Annotated in this window: 14 protein-coding genes; 4 read left to right on the top strand and 10 right to left on the bottom strand. The window is 46.3% G+C overall.

The genetic code is table 11. The features are described 5' to 3' along the window. The 3 genes from AACV78_RS05500 to AACV78_RS05490 all read right to left on the bottom strand — a co-directional run. Nucleotides 1-718: cation:proton antiporter domain-containing protein (locus AACV78_RS05500; protein WP_194074388.1), on the bottom strand; the 718-nt coding region annotated here is incomplete at its 3' end. Nucleotides 719-829: 111 nt separating this feature from the next. Further along, on the bottom strand, nt 830-2,650 hold the full coding sequence (locus AACV78_RS05495) for a DUF389 domain-containing protein (protein ID WP_194012604.1): 1,821 nt from the start codon (nt 2,648-2,650) through the stop codon (nt 830-832). A 390-nt stretch (nt 2,651-3,040) separates the two neighbouring features. Further along, the gene (locus AACV78_RS05490) at nt 3,041-4,507 is read right to left on the bottom strand and encodes a glycoside hydrolase family 13 protein (RefSeq protein WP_194012603.1); all 1,467 of its coding nucleotides are present in this window, start codon (nt 4,505-4,507) and stop codon (nt 3,041-3,043) included. A gap of 952 nt (nt 4,508-5,459) precedes the next feature. Between AACV78_RS05490 and AACV78_RS05485 the strand changes: the two genes are divergently transcribed. Both AACV78_RS05485 and AACV78_RS05480 read left to right on the top strand, forming a co-directional pair. Next, nucleotides 5,460-6,749 (top strand): glucose-1-phosphate adenylyltransferase, encoded by a 1,290-nt coding sequence (locus tag AACV78_RS05485; protein ID WP_194012602.1) that lies wholly within the window; start codon nt 5,460-5,462, stop codon nt 6,747-6,749. 1,604 nt (nt 6,750-8,353) lie between these two features. Then, nucleotides 8,354-9,367: a DnaJ C-terminal domain-containing protein gene (locus AACV78_RS05480; RefSeq protein ID WP_194012601.1), complete on the top strand. Its 1,014-nt coding sequence runs from the start codon at nt 8,354-8,356 to the stop codon at nt 9,365-9,367. A 165-nt stretch (nt 9,368-9,532) separates the two neighbouring features. Here AACV78_RS05480 and AACV78_RS05475 read toward each other — a convergent pair whose 3' ends face one another. The 5 genes from AACV78_RS05475 to AACV78_RS05455 form a co-directional block, all read right to left on the bottom strand. Then, the gene (locus AACV78_RS05475; RefSeq protein WP_194012600.1) at nt 9,533-9,805 is read right to left on the bottom strand and encodes a DUF1816 domain-containing protein; all 273 of its coding nucleotides are present in this window, start codon (nt 9,803-9,805) and stop codon (nt 9,533-9,535) included. 263 nt (nt 9,806-10,068) lie between these two features. Beyond that, nucleotides 10,069-10,359, bottom strand: a complete 291-nt coding sequence (locus AACV78_RS05470; protein WP_194012599.1) for a DUF1816 domain-containing protein — start codon at nt 10,357-10,359, stop codon at nt 10,069-10,071. A 577-nt stretch (nt 10,360-10,936) separates the two neighbouring features. After that, the gene (locus AACV78_RS05465) at nt 10,937-11,689 is read right to left on the bottom strand and encodes an LmeA family phospholipid-binding protein (RefSeq protein ID WP_194012751.1); all 753 of its coding nucleotides are present in this window, start codon (nt 11,687-11,689) and stop codon (nt 10,937-10,939) included. A gap of 127 nt (nt 11,690-11,816) precedes the next feature. Further along, nucleotides 11,817-12,410: a pentapeptide repeat-containing protein gene (locus AACV78_RS05460; protein ID WP_194012752.1), complete on the bottom strand. Its 594-nt coding sequence runs from the start codon at nt 12,408-12,410 to the stop codon at nt 11,817-11,819. Nucleotides 12,411-12,591: 181 nt separating this feature from the next. Continuing rightward, entirely contained in the window at nt 12,592-14,004 is a 1,413-nt protein-coding gene (locus AACV78_RS05455; RefSeq protein WP_194012753.1) for an HD domain-containing phosphohydrolase, read from the bottom strand. A 344-nt stretch (nt 14,005-14,348) separates the two neighbouring features. On the opposite strand from AACV78_RS05455, the gene AACV78_RS05450 reads away from it, so the two are divergent. After that, a complete protein-coding gene (locus tag AACV78_RS05450; protein ID WP_194012754.1) occupies nt 14,349-15,089 on the top strand; it encodes an LmeA family phospholipid-binding protein in 741 nt (246 codons plus the stop codon). Between the two features lie 468 nt (nt 15,090-15,557). Here the strand turns inward: AACV78_RS05450 and psb35 are convergent, their stop codons facing one another. Beyond that, nucleotides 15,558-15,752: a photosystem II assembly protein Psb35 gene (psb35, locus tag AACV78_RS05445; RefSeq protein WP_194012755.1), complete on the bottom strand. Its 195-nt coding sequence runs from the start codon at nt 15,750-15,752 to the stop codon at nt 15,558-15,560. A gap of 136 nt (nt 15,753-15,888) precedes the next feature. Between psb35 and AACV78_RS05440 the strand changes: the two genes are divergently transcribed. Continuing rightward, complete coding sequence (locus tag AACV78_RS05440) at nt 15,889-18,978, top strand: glycerol-3-phosphate acyltransferase (protein WP_228042611.1); 3,090 nt, start codon at nt 15,889-15,891, stop codon at nt 18,976-18,978. Nucleotides 18,979-19,146: 168 nt separating this feature from the next. Here AACV78_RS05440 and AACV78_RS05435 read toward each other — a convergent pair. Next, nucleotides 19,147-19,791, bottom strand: a 645-nt coding sequence (locus tag AACV78_RS05435) for a vanadium-dependent haloperoxidase (RefSeq protein ID WP_194074387.1), incomplete at its 5' end; no start/stop codon positions are given.

The raw sequence follows: 19,791 nt of genomic DNA, 5'->3' as shown, positions 1-19,791 counted from the left end.
TCAAATAAGTACCGTAGGCCGAAACCAACGTCAGAGACTGCTCCACCAGAGGCAAATCGAACCGCTGCGTCAGATAAGAAATCGCAAACCCGATCAGCCCGCCAACCCCCAGCCCAATCCCCACCACCGTTATCAACTCCAGCAAAATCGGCCCCGGCGATAAATTAGCAGTTCCCTGAGCAAAAGCAGCCAGAAATCCAAACGCCACAACTGCCATTCCGTCATTAAACAAACTTTCGCCTTCCATCAAAGTGCTGAGACGCTTCTCAACCCCCAACTCCCGAAACAAAGCCGTCACCGAAACCGGATCGGTAGCTGAAAGGGTAGCCCCAATCATCAGCGCAGTTCCCAAAGAAAGACCGGCAAACTGATTTAAACCAATTGCCACACCCGCAATGGAAATCAGCACACCGAAAACAGCATAAAGACAAATAGGAATTAAATCCTGTTTTAAACTCGACCACTTCAAATTCCAAGCAGCTTCAAACAGCAGCGGTGGCAGAAAAATCAACAGAATCAATTCAGGCGAAAGATTCACCAACCGCACATCAACCAAAGCCAGTCCTGCTCCCACAATCACTAGCAGCAGCGTATAGGGAATTCGGCGCAACCAACTAACAATTTGTGGCAGAGTTGCCACACTCAAAGAAACTGAAAGCACTACTAAAAATTGCTTCAGATTGTCTTCAATCGCCACTTCTTGTATGCTTTCTATCATTTTAAAAATTTCCTATTGGTAATTATCGGATTGTATAGATAGATTGGATCGCGCGTGCGGACTCGCATTCCGCACTACTAACCGTCTTTTTGACACCAGTGTTAAAAACAGTCAGCGTGTCACTCCTCCTTCAACTGCATCCTGCTGAACAGAAGGTGAGGAATTTTGGGGCGGTTTTTTGAGAACTGTTTTTAACTGGACAATTGGTTGAGTTGCAGTTTCAGTTTTAGTAATATAGCGATCGGGCTTAATTTGCCATTTTGTTTGCAAATAATTGCGAACCGCCACCGATCGCCCGATCGCCGGCGTCCCAGCTTCCGAGGGCGCTTGACCGGAACTCATTTCAATCTGCAATTTAGGATTTTGCTGTACCGTCTTACCCAGTCGATCGAGCAATTGAACTTGATTTGCCGGAATTTGAGCTTGATTTAACGCAAAAGTAACCGTTCCAGCAACCGGCGCAATCCGATTGAAATTGACCTGCGCTGTAGGGTAATTTAATTGACTGCGGATATCATCCACCAGCAGCGCTTGTCCGTCGCGATCGAGATCCCGCGGACTAAAGTAAGCAATCTGAATCCTTAACGGCGTCAGCGGGCTAGTAATCGCCTGATAACTCATCAATTGAGCCGGTAGGGGCAAAATCAGGGAATCGAGGGCAGACTCCACAGCCGTCAAAAAACTCGATTGCAATTCCGCAACCGTGGGGGGAGGCTCCGGCTTGATTGTTGTTTCAGAAACCTTTGTTGGTAACAGCTCGTTAGAAGCTATGGGAATTTGAATCAGATTCAGAGCAATTGACTCCAACGGCCTCCCAAGTTTCGCTGACAGCAATTGCTTGTATTGCTCTCGTTCCGCTTCCGTGTAAACCTTGCTAGTAACTACCTGAAGTTGAGCGACTAATTTACGCTTTTGTTCTCGAAACGAAAGTTGACTGATGTACGATCGCACCTTACCATCAGGAAAGTTACCAAAGTTTTTTTGCCAGATTTCTGTAGTGCTATTACGCAGTTGATTTTCTTGCTGCTTGCGAGAGATTTCGTCACGAAGTTGATTGTAAGATTGATACAGAGGAATCGAAGTCAATAAAATAGTCATCAAAATCAGCAGCAGGCGACTTGGCAAACTACCGATGCGCTTCAATCGTTCCGACGCCGGAATTCGCTCGACCAAAGACTGCATCCAAATACTTTCTCCATTGGTTTTCCGCCACAAACGCACTCGCTCGCGCACGGGAAAACTATCAATGTGCAGAACCAAAAACACCAACATCGCCATAAACGTAATAGCGACTAAGTTGGTAAAAAACAGCAGCCCTCCCCCCCGCGCCACCGCCAACCCGCTTCCGGGACTCAGACTCACCGCCATCCCAATCCCGTAACCCACCACACACAGCGGCGGCATCAACGCCACCGCGATAGAAACCCCCGGAATAGAGGTAACAACCCCCTTAGCCTCCTTGCAAATAGCCACCGCCCCCACAGCCCCAGAAAACAGCGCAATCACTAAATCCAGCAAATTTGGCTGAGTTCTGGCCAGAATTTCGCTGGTCATTTCCTTAAACGGCAAAATCAATACCAACACCACCGCAAAGGAAATAGCCAGCGTGCAGCTCAAAATTAAATTAACGAGGGCCCGCAGCGCCAAAATCGCATCCCCAGCAGCCAAAGCCAGCCCGTTTGCCAAAATACTCCCCATTAAAGGTGAAATCAGCATCGCGCCAATGATGACGGCCGGACTATTCAACACCAATCCCAGGGTAGCTATCCCAGCAGAAAATAAAACTTGAATCCAATAACTGGCATCTGTCAGAGTCACGGACTGAGCAAGGTCCAAATAGACTTGTTCTTTGCGAACCGCGCTCACCCCTAAATTGTGAGCAAACCAGCGTCTCAACCGAAGGAACTGCGCTAATATCTTTAGGCGCTGCATTACATATCCTGAGAAACAATAAATATTTTTTACCAACCTAGTGTAGTGCATTGATGCCTATCTTTGTGGTGGCAGCATCAATAAGAGGCAGTTTGTGTAGCTTGGGTTGAGAGAAACTGAGATATTGCAGTATTTTCTATAAACCGATCAAAACCGGGAATAGGATTAAAAATCTAGGATTAAAACTTAGATTTTTAATCCTATTCCCGGTTTTTGCTTGTTGTGCAATATGTCAGGAAGCACGAATCCTACATTTCACTTCGCCCAACAATATCATCTATCATAAATCTTGCACCAATTTCAGAAATCGAGTTTTTGACTTCAATATTTAGTTTTGACTCAAAAATTAGGTCAAAAACCAGGTTTCTTTGGTTTCAAATGTCTAAAGGACTAATTAGCAGTACCGATAATTAAACCCGATCGCGCGGGCATATTCAGCGCTAACTTCCGAGTTTCTCCCTCACCTTCCCAAACAAACTCACCCTTGCCAAACAGCAATTTATCGTGAGGGAATTTCAAACTGGGAGTCTCAAAATTTACCTTCACCTCTTGAGTTGCCACATTCACTGCCACAATTATTTCCTCATCTTCTAAAATTCGCGCAAAGACGTAAACCGTGCCTTCAGCAAACAGAACTTTGTAAGTCCCTGTGCGGAGGGCGACGTATTTGTGGCGCAAAGCTATCAACTGTTTGTGGTAATCTAAAACATCAAGTTCCCAGTGAGCTTTTAAGGGAAAACTGCGGCGAGAATCTGGATCTAGAGCGCCCGGTAAACCAACTTCATCACCGTAATAAATGCTGGGAGCTCCGGCATAAGTTAACAGCAGCAAAGTCGCAATTTCGACACTAGAGCGATCGTCTCCTGCAATTGACAGCAACCTCGCAGTATCGTGACTGGCTAACAAATTTAGTTGAGTTAGCTGTATTTCCCACGGATATAATTCCAAAACTTTCTGAATCTTCTCGCCGTACTGCTTGGCAAACAGCGCCGGATAGGGGTAATAAGAACGACCTTCTAATTGGTTCATATCTACCCGATCGCCCGCAGCAAAAGCAATAGTCGGTGCCGCAAACAGATAATTCATCACGCCGTCAAATTGACTGCCATCGAGCCATTCTCTCGCATCTTCCCAGACTTCGCCGACAATGTAAGCTTCGGGATTAACAGCTTTCACTCTTTCTCGAAATTCCTGCCAAAATCCCTCTGTTTTAATTTCAAAAGGAACGTCCAGCCGCCAGCCGTCAATGCCGAATTTAATCCAATATTCGGCGACTTCCATAATGTACTCTCGCACTTCAGGATTGTCGTGATTGAACACGGGCAGCGCTCGATTGCCGTCCCAACCGAGATAATTAGCTGGGAAATTGCCGTCGTAGGGGGATAGCGGCCAGTCTTCAATTTGAAACCAATCTAGCCAAGGAGAATGGGGGCCGTTTTCCAGGATGTCGTGGAAGAAGAAAAAGCCGCGGCTGGCGTGGTTGAATACGCCGTCTAGGACAATTTTGATATTGCGATCGTGGGCTGCGTCTAGAAGTTCTTTAAAAGCTGGATTGCCGCCCAACATCGGATCTACTTGGTAGTAGTCGTGGGTGTGGTAGCGGTGGTTGCTAGCCGACTGAAAAATGGGGGTAAAGTAAATGGCATTAATGCCTAAATCTTGCAAGTAATCTAGCTGTTCCATAACGCCCCACAAGTCGCCTCCTTTGTAGCTTTGGAGGGTAGGGATTTTGTGCCATTCTTCCCACATGAAGTTTTGCAGGAGGCGCTTGCGGGGTTGTTTGCTTTTGGCAAAGCGATCGGGGAATATTTGGTAGAATACCGCGTGTTTAACCCAGTCGGGGGTTTGAATTTGCATACAATTTTCCTAGGTTGCTATGGCTTAGGCTACAGTAGCAGAGCTTTCTAGGGGATCTAGCTTTTGGTATAAAATATACGCTCGATCGAGTTTTGTCGATCGACCGATCGTAAAATATCACAAAAATTTGCCGTCAATCGGAGATTTCTCACTGATTTTATCTCAGATATCGATCGTCCCGACTCAGGTGTGTCATTGTTCATCAGTCATCAGTGGTGTGTCGCTGGCTGTGGGTGCAACGTCATCAGTCAAAGGCTGGAACTATACCAAAGGGCGATCGAGCCTGGATGGATAAATTGCCACAAAGCGAGAATTAACAACAGAAAAATTATAATTAACAGCCAAAACCCCGAACCTTATTCTGTCGTTAAACTTCCCTTATTTATCGATGGGTATTTTAACTTAAACCTCAAAATTTTTTTAAATATCCATGATTGATGGATGAGTATTTTAACTCACAACTCACCACTCATATAGCAATTCGAGCAACAGATGAGGTATCGATCCCTCAATCCCTCAATCTCTCAATCCCCCAATCTAAAACTTATAAGCTCGCGACTTGTCCGCTGGCGTAGCCGAAGCAAGCCGAAGTATCTAAAATCTCAACTTCTCACCTTTTTGAAAAAGGCTACAACTATAGTCCCGTCAACACTCCAACTCTCATAAACATCGTTTTTTTCACTCCTATAGAACCTACGTAAAAAAATCCGTTTCTTGGAAAATCGTTGCTAATCCAAGAGATGCTCGATCGAGAACCTGGTATTTTTGCCTAGCCTGCGTCCTGGACTGTCTTATCGAGCGTAGGAACAAAATATTTTGATTAAAAATCCCCGTTTCAGCACCAGCGACTGAACTCAAAACTCAAAACTTCCTTACTCCCCCCCCTTGTCAAGAAGCCCTCACCATTAGACACTGAACTTGGAGAGTTAATCGACCCTAGGGAGAAAGTTCCTTGAAAAAAGTTTTAGCCATCATCCTCGGTGGCGGTGTAGGCACCCGCCTTTACCCCCTAACCAAACTGCGAGCCAAACCCGCAGTTCCCCTGGCCGGCAAATATCGCCTCATCGATATTCCTGTCAGCAATTGCATCAATTCCGAAATACTCAAAATCTACGTTCTCACCCAATTCAACTCGGCATCCCTCAACCGCCACATCTCTCGTACCTACCAGTTTTCTGGCTTCAGCGAGGGATTTGTCGAGGTGCTCGCCGCCCAGCAAACCCAGGAAAATGCCAACTGGTTCCAAGGGACAGCAGACGCAGTTCGCCAATATCTCTCGCTACTAGAACAGTGGGACGTTGACGAATTCTTGATTCTCTCAGGCGACCACCTCTACCGCATGGACTACCAGAAGTTTGTGGAGAGACACCGCGAAACCAACGCCGATATCACCCTCTCGGTTTTGCCGATGGACGAGAAGCGGGCGTCGGATTTTGGTTTGATGAAAATCGACGACAGCGGCCGCGTTGTTTCTTTCAGCGAAAAACCAAAAGGCGATCCGCTCAAACAAATGCAGGTGGATACTACTAAACTGGGACTGACAGCGCAGCAGGCTCAGGAAAGTCCTTACATTGCTTCGATGGGGATTTATCTGTTTAAAAAAGAAGTTTTGATTAAACTTCTGAAAGAATCTCCAAACCAAACTGATTTTGGTAAAGAGATTATTCCGAATTCTTCAAAAGACCATAACGTTCAAGCTTATTTGTTTGACGATTACTGGGAAGATATCGGAACGATTGAGGCTTTTTATGATGCTAACTTGGCTCTTACTAAACAGCCTAAGCCTCCTTTCAGTTTCTACGATGAAAATGCGCCGATTTACACTCGCCCGCGTTTCTTGCCGCCGACTAAGCTTTTAGATACTCACATCACTGAATCGATTATTGCAGAAGGCTGCATTCTCAAAAATTGCCGGATCGACCATTCTGTGCTGGGAGTTCGATCGCGCATTGAAGCTGGATGTACGATTCAAGATACCCTGGTTATGGGTGCTGACTTCTACGAACCCGACGCCGAACGGCATTCGAGTTTGGACAACGGCGGTGTCGCCCTCGGTATCGGTGCGGATACTACAATTCGCCGCGCGATTGTGGATAAAAATACCCGCATCGGCCGCAACGTTCAAATAATTAATAAAGACCGAGTGGAAGAATCCAACCGCGAAAACCAAGGTTTTTACATCCGCAGCGGTATTGTCGTAGTCCTGAAAAACGCCACGATTCCTGATGGAACTATCATTTAGTTATTAGTCATTAGTCATTAGTGGTCAGCGCTCAATTTTTTGATTTAAAATCAGCCACCTGAAAGTCAGGTGACTGATGATAAATAACTAAATTAGTGACCGATTACCAATGACCGATGACTGATAACTGATAACTGATGACTCAAGGATTTTTTTTAACTCATTATTAATTGCAACTGCTGATACCAGTTTGTCGCAATACTTGGCTTGATTTAAAGCACCGGGTTTTAATATGGTACTATCTCTGTTACAGCCTTTTTCAAAAAAGTGAAAAATCAGTCGATTTTAGATTGGGATTGAGGGATTAAGAGATTGAGGGATCGATATTTCCTATGAGATATCGAACTGTTATACAGGGCGTTGTGAGACTGATATATTCGATCGCCTGCGTCTGGCGGAGGGCTTCTGATTCTTATATTTGCGATCGTAGCACGACTGACAAACGCGCTGCCCGTTTCTGAGCAATACACAAATCTCCGAACGATCTTTCCAATCGTCGCAGCAGCCACAAGGCCAACTTAGCAAATAATTAATCATGTCAATACCCTGGTAGCGTCAAAAGCTTATTGATATATACTATCCTATCTTAATTTTTTTGAAAGTGTGTACTCTAGTTAACAAATTAGGAAAAGAATATCTTATATTTTTGTGATTTAAGTCAATGAATAAAGTGTCAAAATAAGATATAGCGTTTCTCAAAAAGGTGATAAGTCAGTCGATTTTAGATACTTCGGCTTGCTTCGGCTACGCCAGCGGACAAGTCGCGAGCGTACAAGTTTTAGATTTTAGATTGAATAATTTTTGATTTTCGATTTTCGATTTTCGATTGGGGAATTGAGGAATTGAGGGATTTTAGATTTTAGATACTTCGGCTTCGCTGGCTCACAAGTTTTAGATTTTAGATTGAGGAATTGGGGATTGAGGGATTGGGGGATTGGGGAATATATGGATTTTAAATTAAGCGATTGAGGGATTGAGGGATTTTTTATGGGGGGATTGAGGACTCGATCGCTCAATACTTCATATTTCGCTCAAACTGCTATAGTATAGCATCGGTACGGTTAGGGAAAAATGTCTCGCAAGGTTGTTGAATTCTGGCGCGTTTTAGGGTAGAATACACTCACAATTTACGCTGCAAATTCTCCGAAACTTCCCGATCAGAACCTATTAGGATTGGGATTGCTTGAAAAGCTAGAGAAACAAAAGTGCGATCGCACCCTGCACCGCAAAAAAACAGCAAAAAGAGCGATCGCCCGCGCCAATCTACCCTCATACAGAACTCGCACCAACTAGCCAGCAGCAGCTATCCCAGGCTCGCATCAAGGGCGGCGGGACTATCGGGCGCGGGGCTACACCAAAATCAAGGGAGGCGCACAACGGCTAAAAACCTTAAATATCAGCCGGGTGCGGAAATTGCGATGTCCCGTAAGCAACAACCGAACTCGATCGAGTCCCAACCTTTGATAACCTATAATTTAAATCAGATGCAGCAGGCAGTTTTTACCCTAAGCATCAAACTAACTTGCCATCTTGCTAATTAGGGATTTATTTTTTCTAACAACTAACAACTAACAACTAACAACTAATAAAGAGAGGATTGATTAATGGCTGCAACAGATTTTAAAGACTATTACGCTATTTTGGGGCTCAACAAAACCGCCACTTCAGACGAAATGAAAAAAACTTTTCGCAAACTAGCGCGAAAATATCACCCGGACATGAACCCCGGGAACAAAGAAGCCGAAGCTCGTTTTAAAGAAGTAAACGAAGCTTACGAAGTGCTCTCAGACCCAGAAAAACGCAAAAAATACGACCAATACGGTCAATACTGGAAACAAGCGGCTACAACTGGCGGCGGATGGCCCGGCGGAAACAGTACAAATGTAGACTTTGGCGGCGTTGACTTCAGCCAGTACGGCAGTTTTGACGAATTTATCAATGCCTTGCTCGGCCGCGCGGCTGGGGGTAGTGCTGGTGCTGGTCGCAACGGTCAGTGGAATTACAGCACCTACCGAGGCGGCACCGGCGGGCCGGGCGGTTTTGGGGGATTTGAAGATTTTGCGGGGTACGAAAACCGCAGCGCAGGAAGCTCTCTCGATACCGAGGTGACGATTTCCCTAACTTTGGGGGAAGCGTTTCGCGGCACTTCTAAGCGAGTCGCCACGGGCGAAGTTTCGATTCCTGCGGGTGTGAAAACCGGCAGCAAAATTAGGGTGAAAGGCAAAGGTCAAGTTGACCCGTACACGAAGCAGCAGGGAGATTTGTACCTCAAATTAGAAGTTTTGCCTCACGCTTTTTTCCAGTTTGAGGGAGAGAATTTAATTTGTGAAGTGCCGATAACTCCCGATGAAGCGGTGTTGGGAGCTTCGATTGAAGTGCCTGCGCCTGAAGGTACGATAGTGGTAAAATTTCCAGCCGGGATGCGTTCTGGTCAGTCTTTGCGGTTGCGAGGTAAAGGATGGCCGAAACCGAAGAAGGATGAACGCACTGATTTGTTGGTCAAAATTGCGATCGTTCCGCCCAAGGAACTCAGCGCCCTAGAGCGCGAATGCTATGAAAAAATCCAGACCAATCGCACTTTTAATCCCCGAAGCAATTTAAGCCAAGCGCTACTTTGAAACAACCTGCATTGCGCGTACCAGACAACGCCAAGAAGGAAAGCGAGTTATCTGTGGGGTTGAGGGGGGTTTGCAAATATCGCGGATCTGAAGTTATCGATATTGGTGAACCCGCTCTGCATCGGATGCAAGCTCGATCTATTCATACTCGATCGTTCTACTTTCTCAAGACTCATCGCTAGCTGTTAGCTGACTGGGTTGGCTACCTTCTTGGATTTTAATGCTAATGTTTTTAGCTCCTTTTTTCTCCAAATCTTTGATGTAGCCCTTGGTGTTGTGAGAAGCTTCATCTTTGCTTTCGTAGGGGCCAAAATAATAGGTGCGCTTGGGCAAATCTGTGTCAACTTCCACCCACCACTGGCGACTTCTACCGCCCATCGGTTGAGTTAGTATCCAGAAAGCAGCAACGTACATACCTAATAGATAAAGTCCGAACATAGTAGCTATCCCTGAAATCAAGTAGTGTGTAATGTTCTTAAGCTACCAGGATAAATAGATCGATGGATCGTCCTATATGCTGATTTAGCTCTGGTAATTGTTGAGGGTAAATGCTGGTTAATATCTGCATTTTGGCGGAGAATAGTTTGAGGTTTCGGCGATGTAAGTCGTTGCAACACGTACAAATTCTACTCCCAGCGGACTAGGAGAAGATAATGTTGATATTATTGTTGAGGTTTCAGTTAACTCAACATTCAAAAGTTTTAAGCTGCGATACTCTCTGAAAATTCATCTTCGTCAATGGTGAGAGCTGAAGGCTGACACCGTTTGATGCGGATGCTTACTCTTTTGGCTCCTTCGCTTTCCAAGTCTTCGAGATAGCCCGGAGTATGACTGGAGGCTTCTTGGTCGGTGTCGAAGGGGCCAAAATAATAGGTACAGCGAGGCAAATCTGTGACGATTTCTACCCACCATTTTTCGTGTCTGCGGGAGTTGGGCGCAGCAAGCACGGACAAGACTACGATGTAGATACAAAATAAATAAAATCCGAGCATTTTTCCTCTTTTGGGGTTATTTATTTTCTATTGGGCTTATGCTTATGAACCGGGTTTTTAGGATACGTTAGAGGTTGCAGAGTATCTCTCAAGAAACGGGGTTTCTCTTGTCCTGCGCGCAAGTCTTGTTATAAATTTACCAAGGCAATTTGTGCGATCGCCTCGATCTAAGTGCTGATTTTGAGGCGAAATATAAAATCCTAGGGAATAAGCTATTTTGTATTTAATTTTAAGCTCGATCGCGCGCTTTAAATTGTCACGATAGTTTAAATATCGAGTAGCTGGCAATTTAGATGCGCGACAGATTGGTTCGGGAAATATGCCGAAATGTAGAGTGATACCAATGGAATAAAGTAGCGCTAGATATTACCCCCCCCAACCCCCCCGAACTCGCGGGGGGGCTAAGACTTCATCTATAGCACATAGGTCAGAAAAATGGTATGACTTTACGCTAGCACCGCCACAGCTTGAAAAACTGTGGCTAAAATAGCAAAACCCGCCGCGGCGGGTTGTGTTGTTAAGCTATAAAATTATTCCAACAAATCTCATTTGTCTGCCCGCATCAGGAGGCTGAGGTTTAACGCTTGCCTTTGGGGAACTGTTCGATGCCAGCCCAACCGTAAAAAACTAGCTCGTCGTTTTGAACTCGGCAGCGGTCTACTCGTAATTGAGTGCCTTCTAAGGCAAATTTGTCTAAATCTAGCAAGTTATTTACGTGGGCAATTATAGCTTGACCCAAGTCTACTGCTTGCTGGTCGCCTCCGTATGTAACGCTGACAAATTGGATTTTGCGTCGGTCTTCGACCTGCAACTGAGCTGTAATATCTATGTTGACGGGTTCGCTGGCATCGCCGATCGCAATTTCGGACTGCAGCCGAATTGATTTGTCTGTTCCGAAGCTGACTTCTGTGTTTTGAAAGTGCAGAGATTGCTCTTGGTATTTCAGCCTCTGGAGTTTTTCAACTACAAAAGGTGTGTTGAATGAAGTGGTTAAATCCGATCGACTTAAGACTACTCGCATATTTGCCTGGGTAGGCTGCCGCAATTTCACGCTTCCTCCAAAAATCGCCCCAAAATCAATGGAGAGTGCTTGCAGGTAGAGTTCCATCACTTCTATGCGAAGGCCGTTGTACATCAACATACCTTTGCCAATGAAGTCGAAACCATCGATGCTTCCCTGCAATAGTTTGGCTACTGGTTCGACTCGGATGTTGGCTTCGGCCTTTTCCGAACTTTTGAATAAGGCCGCGATCGCAGCTCCTGCTACTTTGCTGACAAGGCGATCGCCACTTTGACCTTGAAAGGATGTGCTAAACAAAGCTGCTACCATTTATGCGTTTGCTGATCTAATGTCGCTATTATAACCTCCCATTAAGAAATGTTAAAATAGCTTGTGCTTATTCACTTTATAAGTTGATCTTGTTTTTGATCTGCCTAGAAAGGAATATATTTGAAATTTAAGGACTCAGCGGGGTGCCTTGGAGACAGGCGCGATCGAGCAAAGCTCCATCCCATATGGTTTGTTCGATCGCAGCACAGAGCAAATTAGCCCCCGTCAGGTTAGCCCCGCGGAGTACGGCTCCATTCAAGATGGCTTCTTCCAAATCAGCGCCGGACAAATCAGCACCGGACAAATTAGCATGGCTCAAATCGGCAGATTGCAAAATTGCCCGAGCCAAAGCTGCGCCCCGCAAATCGGCACCGCGCAAATCGACACCGCTCAAATCCAAATTGCCCATCGCAGCGCCTGTCAAAAAAGCACCCCCAAAACTTGCCTCGCGCACTAAAGCATTAGCAAAGGAAGCTCCGCGCAAATCGGCATTCCGAAAATCTGCGCCCCGCAAATCTGCGCCGCTCAAGTCAGCGCCGCGGAGGTTTGCTCGCAGTACCGCCCGCTGCAAATTAGCACCGGCGAGATTAGCTCCTGCTAAGTTGGCTTGAGACAAGTCGGCACCAGCGAGAGCGGCCCCTCCCAAGTCTGTGCCGGCTAAATCTCTGCCGGCCAACATATAAACTTTGCCTTTGCGTATAGCTTCTAGGTCGTTAGTCATTAGTTTTTGGTCAGTTGACAGGAAAGCAGTTGACAGGAAAGCAGTTGTCAGTTGACAGGAAAGCAGTTGTCAGTTGTCAGTTGTCAGTTGTCAGTTGTCAGTTGTTACCAATAACCAATAACAAATAACCAATAACCAATAACAAATAACTACTGACTAAAAACTAATTCCCGCACTCATTTTATAATGCCGGAGCGGCTGCGGTCGTTCGATCGCCCGATTCTTCCAACCATACATTCGGCAGTTGGCTGGGGCGATTCGGCAACTGCATCAAACCCATTTCGGCTAACCTGACGACGTTGCTGAGAGTTTCCACCAAAGCCGGATCGAAGCGTATGCCGCACAGTTGCCGGCACTCTTCCAAAGCTTCGCTCAAACTCAAAGCCGAACGATCGCCCCGCGGTTGAGTCAATTCTTGAAAATAAGCGACCAACCCCAAAATCCGCGCAGCAATCGGTATCTCTTCGCCTCGCAAACCCTCTGGCCTGCCGCTGCCGTCCCAATATTCGAGTTTGTGCTTGACAATTTCTGCTACGGGTGCTAGTTCTGGCATGGCTTGCAACAGTTGGGAACCGATGAAACTGCGATCGCGCCAAAATGAGAAAGTTGCTTGGTCAAAAGCATCGGGAGTGCGATCGAACACCTCATTTGGCGCCGAAACCAAGCCGATTCTAAACAGCAATCCGGCCAGCCGCAGCCTCCGCAACTGCAAAGCCGGCAAATCCAGCAGTTGACCCAAAGTTTCCGACAAAGCCGCCACCTGCAAAGAAGCTGTGGGATTTGAAGTATCGCGTTCGTCCACGCGCTGCGCCATCCGCAGAAAAGCTTGAAGTTTGTTGGCGTTCAAATTACGGCTGACGCGCAAAGCTTGACCTTCCAATTCCCACAAATCGCGGGTTTGGCGGTTAATTGCTACCATTTGTTGCTGAGAACTTTGCAGGTAAGTGACGATCCGCGATACTACGCCGCTAATATCTGCCAAGGGCGGGCCTTTTGTGGCAAGAATCGATCGGTAAATTTCCTGCAAACTGTCGGCTAGGGGAGAATTATAATGTCGTGTCTGTTCTATAAAAATTTCTGCGGAGGCTGACACTAAGGACTGGTCAAAGGACCACAAACCGTAGAACTTTCGCTCTGTATCAACTTCTGGCTTGCCCTCTGGCAAATATTCTTCGCTGGAAAGTTCGCGACAAAGCACCATTGCTTTGTATGTCGGGGCGAGGATGATTAAATTCCATTCTTCGATGATGGGGTCATTTTCATCGAGATTTATTAAAGATACATTTTCTAATTGCCCGGTTTTGTGGGTAGCGAAACCGCTGTCGGCTACTGCACCGATGACAACGCGCCGAGAGGCGTTAGCAATATCCAGGTAGCGATCGGCTTCCTGCAAATACCATTTTCCCTGCTGAAACGTCACCAAAACTAGGGGTTTGAGTTCGAGTTCGTCCCCGCTGCTGGTTTGCAAGATGTGGTCTTCTAGGGCGTGACACAGGGCTACTAGGGTGTTTTTGAAGTAAACCCCGTAGCTAGAAGGCAGTTTTCCGTCGGGAAGTGTAGCTTGTAGTCTGGCGAGAGTTGATTCTGGATTCATTGCAAAAGGCGGTGCCGGCTGTTATTTATTGTAGCGGGCGATCGAGCTTCTCAAAAATACTTTTGGCCAAAAATTCCTATTTTTGAGAGTTTGCCACTCCCCTACGCCTAAAAACCGCTATCTGATGCTGCATAGTTCGCTTTCAATGTATGTCGATCGCGCGCCACTTTTTCTGAACCTACAAAAAAACTTATTTTAATAGCGATGAATTAGTTTCGGCAATTTTGGGAAAACCATCTGTCTGTGGCGGAGTTTTTTTTGCACCCAAAAACCTGCCGACAGGAAGAGGCTAACTGACTTAAGTATTAACTACTATTTTTTAAGCAATATTAGGAATTTCTAGCGTGCTTCAACAAAATCGGAATTTAGGGGAACAGGCGATCGACAAAGTGGCAGAGATTGCTATTGCTAGCAAATTAGACGAATCGGAAAGTTTGTCTGTCACAGTCAACACCGATCCCGGCCAGCTAGCCCAGGGAGAAGTCGAACAAGTTGCCGTTGAGGGTAAAGGATTGGTAATGCAGCAAGATTTGCGCGTCCAAGAATTGGAAATTAACGTCAAGGATATTGCTGTCAATCCCTTGAGCGCTATGTTTGGTAAAATTGAACTAAACGGGCCTGCTTTCGGTACGGCGCGCGCAGTTTTAACAGAAAGCGATATCAACCGTGCTTTTAATTCCGAATACATCAGCCGCAAACTAAAAAATTTAGAAGTTACTGTTGACGGAAAATCGCTGACAGTAGACGTTAAAACTGTGGATTGTCAGTTGCTGTCAACCGGAAAAATTGCTTTAAATGCTGAGGTATTGGTGCGGGAAACTGAATCTACTCAAAAAATTTATTTTACCGCCAAACCTCAGATAGCGGCGGGCGGCTGGGCAATTTCTCTTGAGGATGTTGAATATCCCGAAAACAAGGAATTTTCGCCGGAGTTAACTGCAGCTTTGGCAGACAAAGCTGGTGAAATTTTGAATTTGCGAAATTTTGAACTTGAGGGAATGTCGCTGCGAATTCAACAGTTAAATGTGGAAGCTGGCGTGCTGACTTTGCAAGCTGAAGCGAAAGTGGAACAATTTCCAAGTTAGCAGCTTAGACTTGAGTTGCATAAATATTCGACCTGTTAACTGCAGTTTTCAAGCGGATAAACGCAGATCATTTAATCTTGTCTGCGTTGAGTGCAACTCAATTTTTTTTTCGGTGGCGGTGCGTCAATTGTAGATTTTTCGAGTTGATTCACAACCTGTTTGAAATTTAAAATTTTAAGATTTACTTCACAGATAAAATTGGGAGTTTCAACAAAAATATAAAATTTAGATATTTTCGCTACATAATTACATAGCGCGGTATCCGTCTTTTTGTCGGTCGCCAAGATAAAACTTGGTCAAATCGAGCAATTATTGAAACTGATGCAGCCTGCTATTTGAGGGTAGAACTCGTGCAAAAAATGGAAAAATTAACCCTTGAAACTGCGGCGCTGCGGCTGGCAATCACAAAGTTTTTTCATTGATGCACAAGTCCTCCGAAATCTTTGTCTACTCTCAACAAATTAGATTTTATTTACCTTTTGTCCCAGAAACGTCCGCAATTAAATCGTCTTTATCAACTTTAGGAACAAAATCAGGCCGTTCTTTGGATTCCCAACCGGGGGGACGCTTGGAGTTGTACCACGCAATGGAGCCGATGCTAACTGCAGCTACAAATCCAACACCAAGAACTGAGATGGGAATAATTAGGTTGGGTTCTGCCATTAGGTTTAAATCCTTATTTACTTTACTTCTTTATCATTTTATGTGCTTTGGGCGATCGCGCAATATATCTGAAGGCTGAAAAAGTGAGTGCATTGCAGCCATAATACTTAGATATGGGAATTTGGGGGCTGATTTTATGTGGCTGTTGACAATGGCATTGCTGTTAGCTGCCAGTTTGGCCCTCGGTGCTTTGCCGCTTACTAGCTGGGCGGTGCGACTGGTGGGCGGCGGTGATTTGAGGCGGTTGGGCACGGGAAATGTTGGTGTTTCGGCTGCTTTCATTCACGGCGGGAAATTGGCGGGGATTGCTGCGGTGTTGGCGGAAGTTGGCCGGGGTATTTTACCGGTTTTGGCGGGCAGATTTTATTTCCCGGATGCACCGGAAATTGCGATCGCCCTGTTGATTCCTCTAGTCGCTGCCCGGTACGCGATCGCCGGAGGTGGAGGTGTCACTAATGCCGTTTGGGGTCTTTTGGTATTTTCGCCGCCGGTGGCTGTCTCGTCGGGCATCTGGGGGCTGCTGGTGTGGGGTTTGGCACAGCGGTGGTGGGGTAAGGGCGATCGGGCGAGACTGTTTGCTTCCCGCTGCGGCTGTCTGTGCACTCCTCTCTGGGTTTGGGTGTGGCGACAATCAATGCCCGAATTTTTAGCAGCAGCCGGATTGGCTGTTTTATTAGCAGCGATTAATATCCGTCAGGGTGATGATATGGCTTTATCTAAATCGGAACAATTGTTTTCTCTAGATGACTCGTTGGATGCTGCAATCTGTGGCGATAAAGCTGCTAAATTGTCTCAGCTAAAACGCGCTGGCTTTAATGTACCTAATGGTTGGATATTATCACAAGAAGCGGGCATCGGGCATCGACCAAACAGGGCAATCGGGCATCGAGGAAATAGTGATAAATTGTCAATTTCTGATGCTTTAATCCAAAACCTCAAAGCTAAAATCCCAAACCGCATAATTGTGCGCTCTTCGGCTGCGGGAGAAGATGGCGATTTTAGTTCCGCCGCCGGACAATATCAAACTATTGGCCCTGTTTTGACTGAAGCAGAATTGCTCGACGGCATTAATTGCTGCCGCGAGTCTTATTGGACTTCCGAAGCTGTGGCTTACCGCCGCCAGCGACAACTCCCCGACACTCAAATGGCTGTTTTGATTCAGCCTTATATTGAAAGCCAAATTGCCGGAGTTATGTTCAGCCGCAATCCTTTAGATGGCGGTTCCCAAATCATTATTGAAGCTTTGCCTGCAGGTTCTGCATCTGTTGTCGGCGGGCAAGTTACTCCGGTTCATTTGGAAGTTGATTTTAGCCAACCTGAAACTTTAGAACAAAATTTAAGCGCCCTAGAATTGAGTTCAATTATTGACAAAATAACTATAGCAGAATTAGTCAAACAAGCGCAAGCCATCGAAGCTTTTTTTCACGGCATCCCCCAGGATATTGAGTGGAGTTGGGACGGGGAAAAAGTTTGGATTTTGCAAAGCCGCCCGATTACCAATTTGCAGCCAATTTGGACGCGGACTATTGCAGCAGAAGTGATTCCCGGTGCAATTCGCCCGCTAACTTGGTCGATTAATCGGCCGCTGACTTGTGGGGTTTGGGGAGAGATTTTTCAGGTGGTTTTGGGCGATCGCGCTGCCAATTTAAATTTTAATGAAACAGCAACTTTGCTTGGTTCCCACGCCTATTTTAACGCGACTTTGTTGGGCGAAATTTTTCGGATGATGGGATTGCCGGAGCAGGGTTTGGAATTTTTGCTGAGAGGGCAGAAGATGGGCAAACCGCCTTTGGGGAAGATTTTGCCTTCTTTGCCGGGTTTGTGGCGTTTGGTGCAGCGGGAGAGGGCGCTGAATGCAAATTTTGAGGGCGATCGCACTTCTATTTTTATCCCCGCGCTGCAAAGTCTTTTGAAGGAAGAAGGAAGAGGGAAGAAGGAAGAAGGAAGAGGGAAGAAGGAAGAAGGAAGTTCGGCAACGAGCAATGTACGGGATGTAACGGATGTAACGGATGTAACGGATGTAAGTCCGTCGGAAGAAGGAAGAAGGAAGAGGGAAGAGGGAAGAGGGAAGAAGGAAGAGAGAGAGGAATTGGCAAGTGCTAATTATGAATATTTGTCGGGGTTGTTGGCGAGAGCAGAGCAAATTCAGGAGTGGCTGAAACCGATTACTTATTACAATATATTAGGGCCGATCGGGCTGGCTATTCGCAAGGCAATTTTTCGCGTTCCCGATGAATGGTTGGACAATAGTAACGCACCGGAAATTGCTTCGGTGCGGGCTTTGCAGCAGTTAGCAAAAAAGTTGCGGCAAGCTGCGATTTCGCAGTCAAACGAGACTATTTCAACGGCCCAACTAACGCAGATATTTGCTGAAAGTTCGGCGCTGCAAGCGGAATTTGCAGAGTGGCTTGATACTTACGGATATTTGAGCGAAGTGGGGACGGATATTGCTGTTGCTACTTGGCGCGAACAACCGGAAATTTACCAAAAGTTAATCGTAACTATGGCTCAAAAATCTGCAGTAACTAATTTAGATGAAAGTCGAAAGTTGGGTTTGAGTTTTTGGCAGAAATGGCGATTGGATAAATGTCAGGAAAGAACTACAGTCAAAAATGAAATTAGTCAAGTTTACGCCCGGTTGTTGGCAGATTTGCGCTGGACTTTTGTGGAGATTGAGGCTTGCGGATTGGTAATGGATGTATTTGCGGAAGCTGGGGATATTTTTTATCTGGAATTTGGGGAGATTCAACAGTGGATTCGCAGCGGCGCGAGTGTTGGTTTTCAGGATACCATTAGCCAAAGGCGCGATCGACTTTTAACCGATCGCGATCGCCCGATTCCTGCTGTAGTCTACGGCAATTTGCTGCCAAATTCTCGGCAAAGGTCGATCGACTCGGCAACATCCGCAACTGGCATTATGCAGGGAATCCCCGCAAGTATCGGCTGCGTCGAAGGTTTTATCAAGATTTGCCGCACCGCCACCACAGATTTAGGCGAAAGTGCGATCGTTGTCGTACCCTACACCGATGCAGGTTGGGCACCCTTGCTGTTAGGAGCAACAGCAATTATATCTGAAGTTGGCGGCCAACTGTCTCACGGAGCAATTATCGCTCGCGAGTACAAAATTCCCGCAGTTATGAATATTGCAGAAGCTACAACTCGCCTGCGAGACGGTCAAAAAGTGCGGGTAGACGGATATCTCGGTACTGTAGAATTGCTCGAATAAACGAAACGAAAAATGTAAAAACTCATGCCTGCGGTACCGGCAGGTTTTGCCCATAATAATTTGCTAAAAACCACAATCTAGTAAATGCGCCCCGACAGATAAAAAAGCCGTTTATTCACAATCCTGCAAGATATCCGCACTACAAACCGCTCTCAAATTGCCTCTTTCCTAAACCAAGAAATTCTGCACAACATAATTCCCCAAACTTCTACCCGCGCTCAAACCGTCCTTGTTAGCACTCATGAAATGAATCCCTCCGTAAATGCGGCTCATCCCCGACTCGTCGGAGGCTTGGCGGAAGTTTTCAAAGGTTCGCAAAGCATAGCCAGAGTTGTTTCCCCGATCGCCAAACCCAAAATCCGAACCGAATACAGAGCTCAGAACCGCATCGGCTGCACCGCTAAAGGTACTGTGGCCTGACGCATACTCCGGGAAGGGCGGATTTTCCCACTGTGGCTTCCAGTCTGGGTCGGCTGTGGTGTTGGGATTGTTGTCCCTGTCAGCTTGCACAATAGCTGTTAGGGGTCGCCAGAAGTTATAACTATACTTGGCATCCCAGCAGCTAATACCTGCATCTGCCACAGCAATATTTAGCAAGGCGAACAAGCGGGCGCTATCTTCCAAAGATGTGCCTGCGATGGCCGATGCTTCTTGGGCGATTTGGTTCCAGTGGCCGGGGGGAGTAAACGTCCCACCGATGTCGGCCCAGAATTCGGCGAGCGCTGTTTGGTCTGGTGTCCGCGTCAGACTGTCAAGTTTGCCAAATTCTTTCACGAAATTGAAATCCTCTGCATACTTGGCGCTGTCGAGGGC

Source organism: Tychonema sp. LEGE 07196, assembly GCF_963890365.1.
Taxonomy (GTDB): domain Bacteria; phylum Cyanobacteriota; class Cyanobacteriia; order Cyanobacteriales; family Microcoleaceae; genus Microcoleus.
Note: the sequence above shows the minus strand (reverse complement) of the source record. Positions and strands in the feature narration are given on the sequence as shown.

Coding starts and splice junctions, on each gene's coding strand:
- AACV78_RS05460 (WP_194012752.1), bottom strand. CDS start 12,410: ATGACTAACGACCTAGAAGCTATACGCAAAGGCAAAGTTTATATGTTG.
- AACV78_RS05480 (WP_194012601.1), top strand. CDS start 8,354: ATGGCTGCAACAGATTTTAAAGACTATTACGCTATTTTGGGGCTCAAC.
- psb35 (WP_194012755.1), bottom strand. CDS start 15,752: ATGGCAGAACCCAACCTAATTATTCCCATCTCAGTTCTTGGTGTTGGA.
- AACV78_RS05475 (WP_194012600.1), bottom strand. CDS start 9,805: ATGTTCGGACTTTATCTATTAGGTATGTACGTTGCTGCTTTCTGGATA.
- AACV78_RS05455 (WP_194012753.1), bottom strand. CDS start 14,004: ATGAATCCAGAATCAACTCTCGCCAGACTACAAGCTACACTTCCCGAC.
- AACV78_RS05470 (WP_194012599.1), bottom strand. CDS start 10,359: ATGCTCGGATTTTATTTATTTTGTATCTACATCGTAGTCTTGTCCGTG.
- AACV78_RS05490 (WP_194012603.1), bottom strand. CDS start 4,507: ATGCAAATTCAAACCCCCGACTGGGTTAAACACGCGGTATTCTACCAA.
- AACV78_RS05495 (WP_194012604.1), bottom strand. CDS start 2,650: ATGCAGCGCCTAAAGATATTAGCGCAGTTCCTTCGGTTGAGACGCTGG.
- AACV78_RS05440 (WP_228042611.1), top strand. CDS start 15,889: ATGTGGCTGTTGACAATGGCATTGCTGTTAGCTGCCAGTTTGGCCCTC.
- AACV78_RS05465 (WP_194012751.1), bottom strand. CDS start 11,689: ATGGTAGCAGCTTTGTTTAGCACATCCTTTCAAGGTCAAAGTGGCGAT.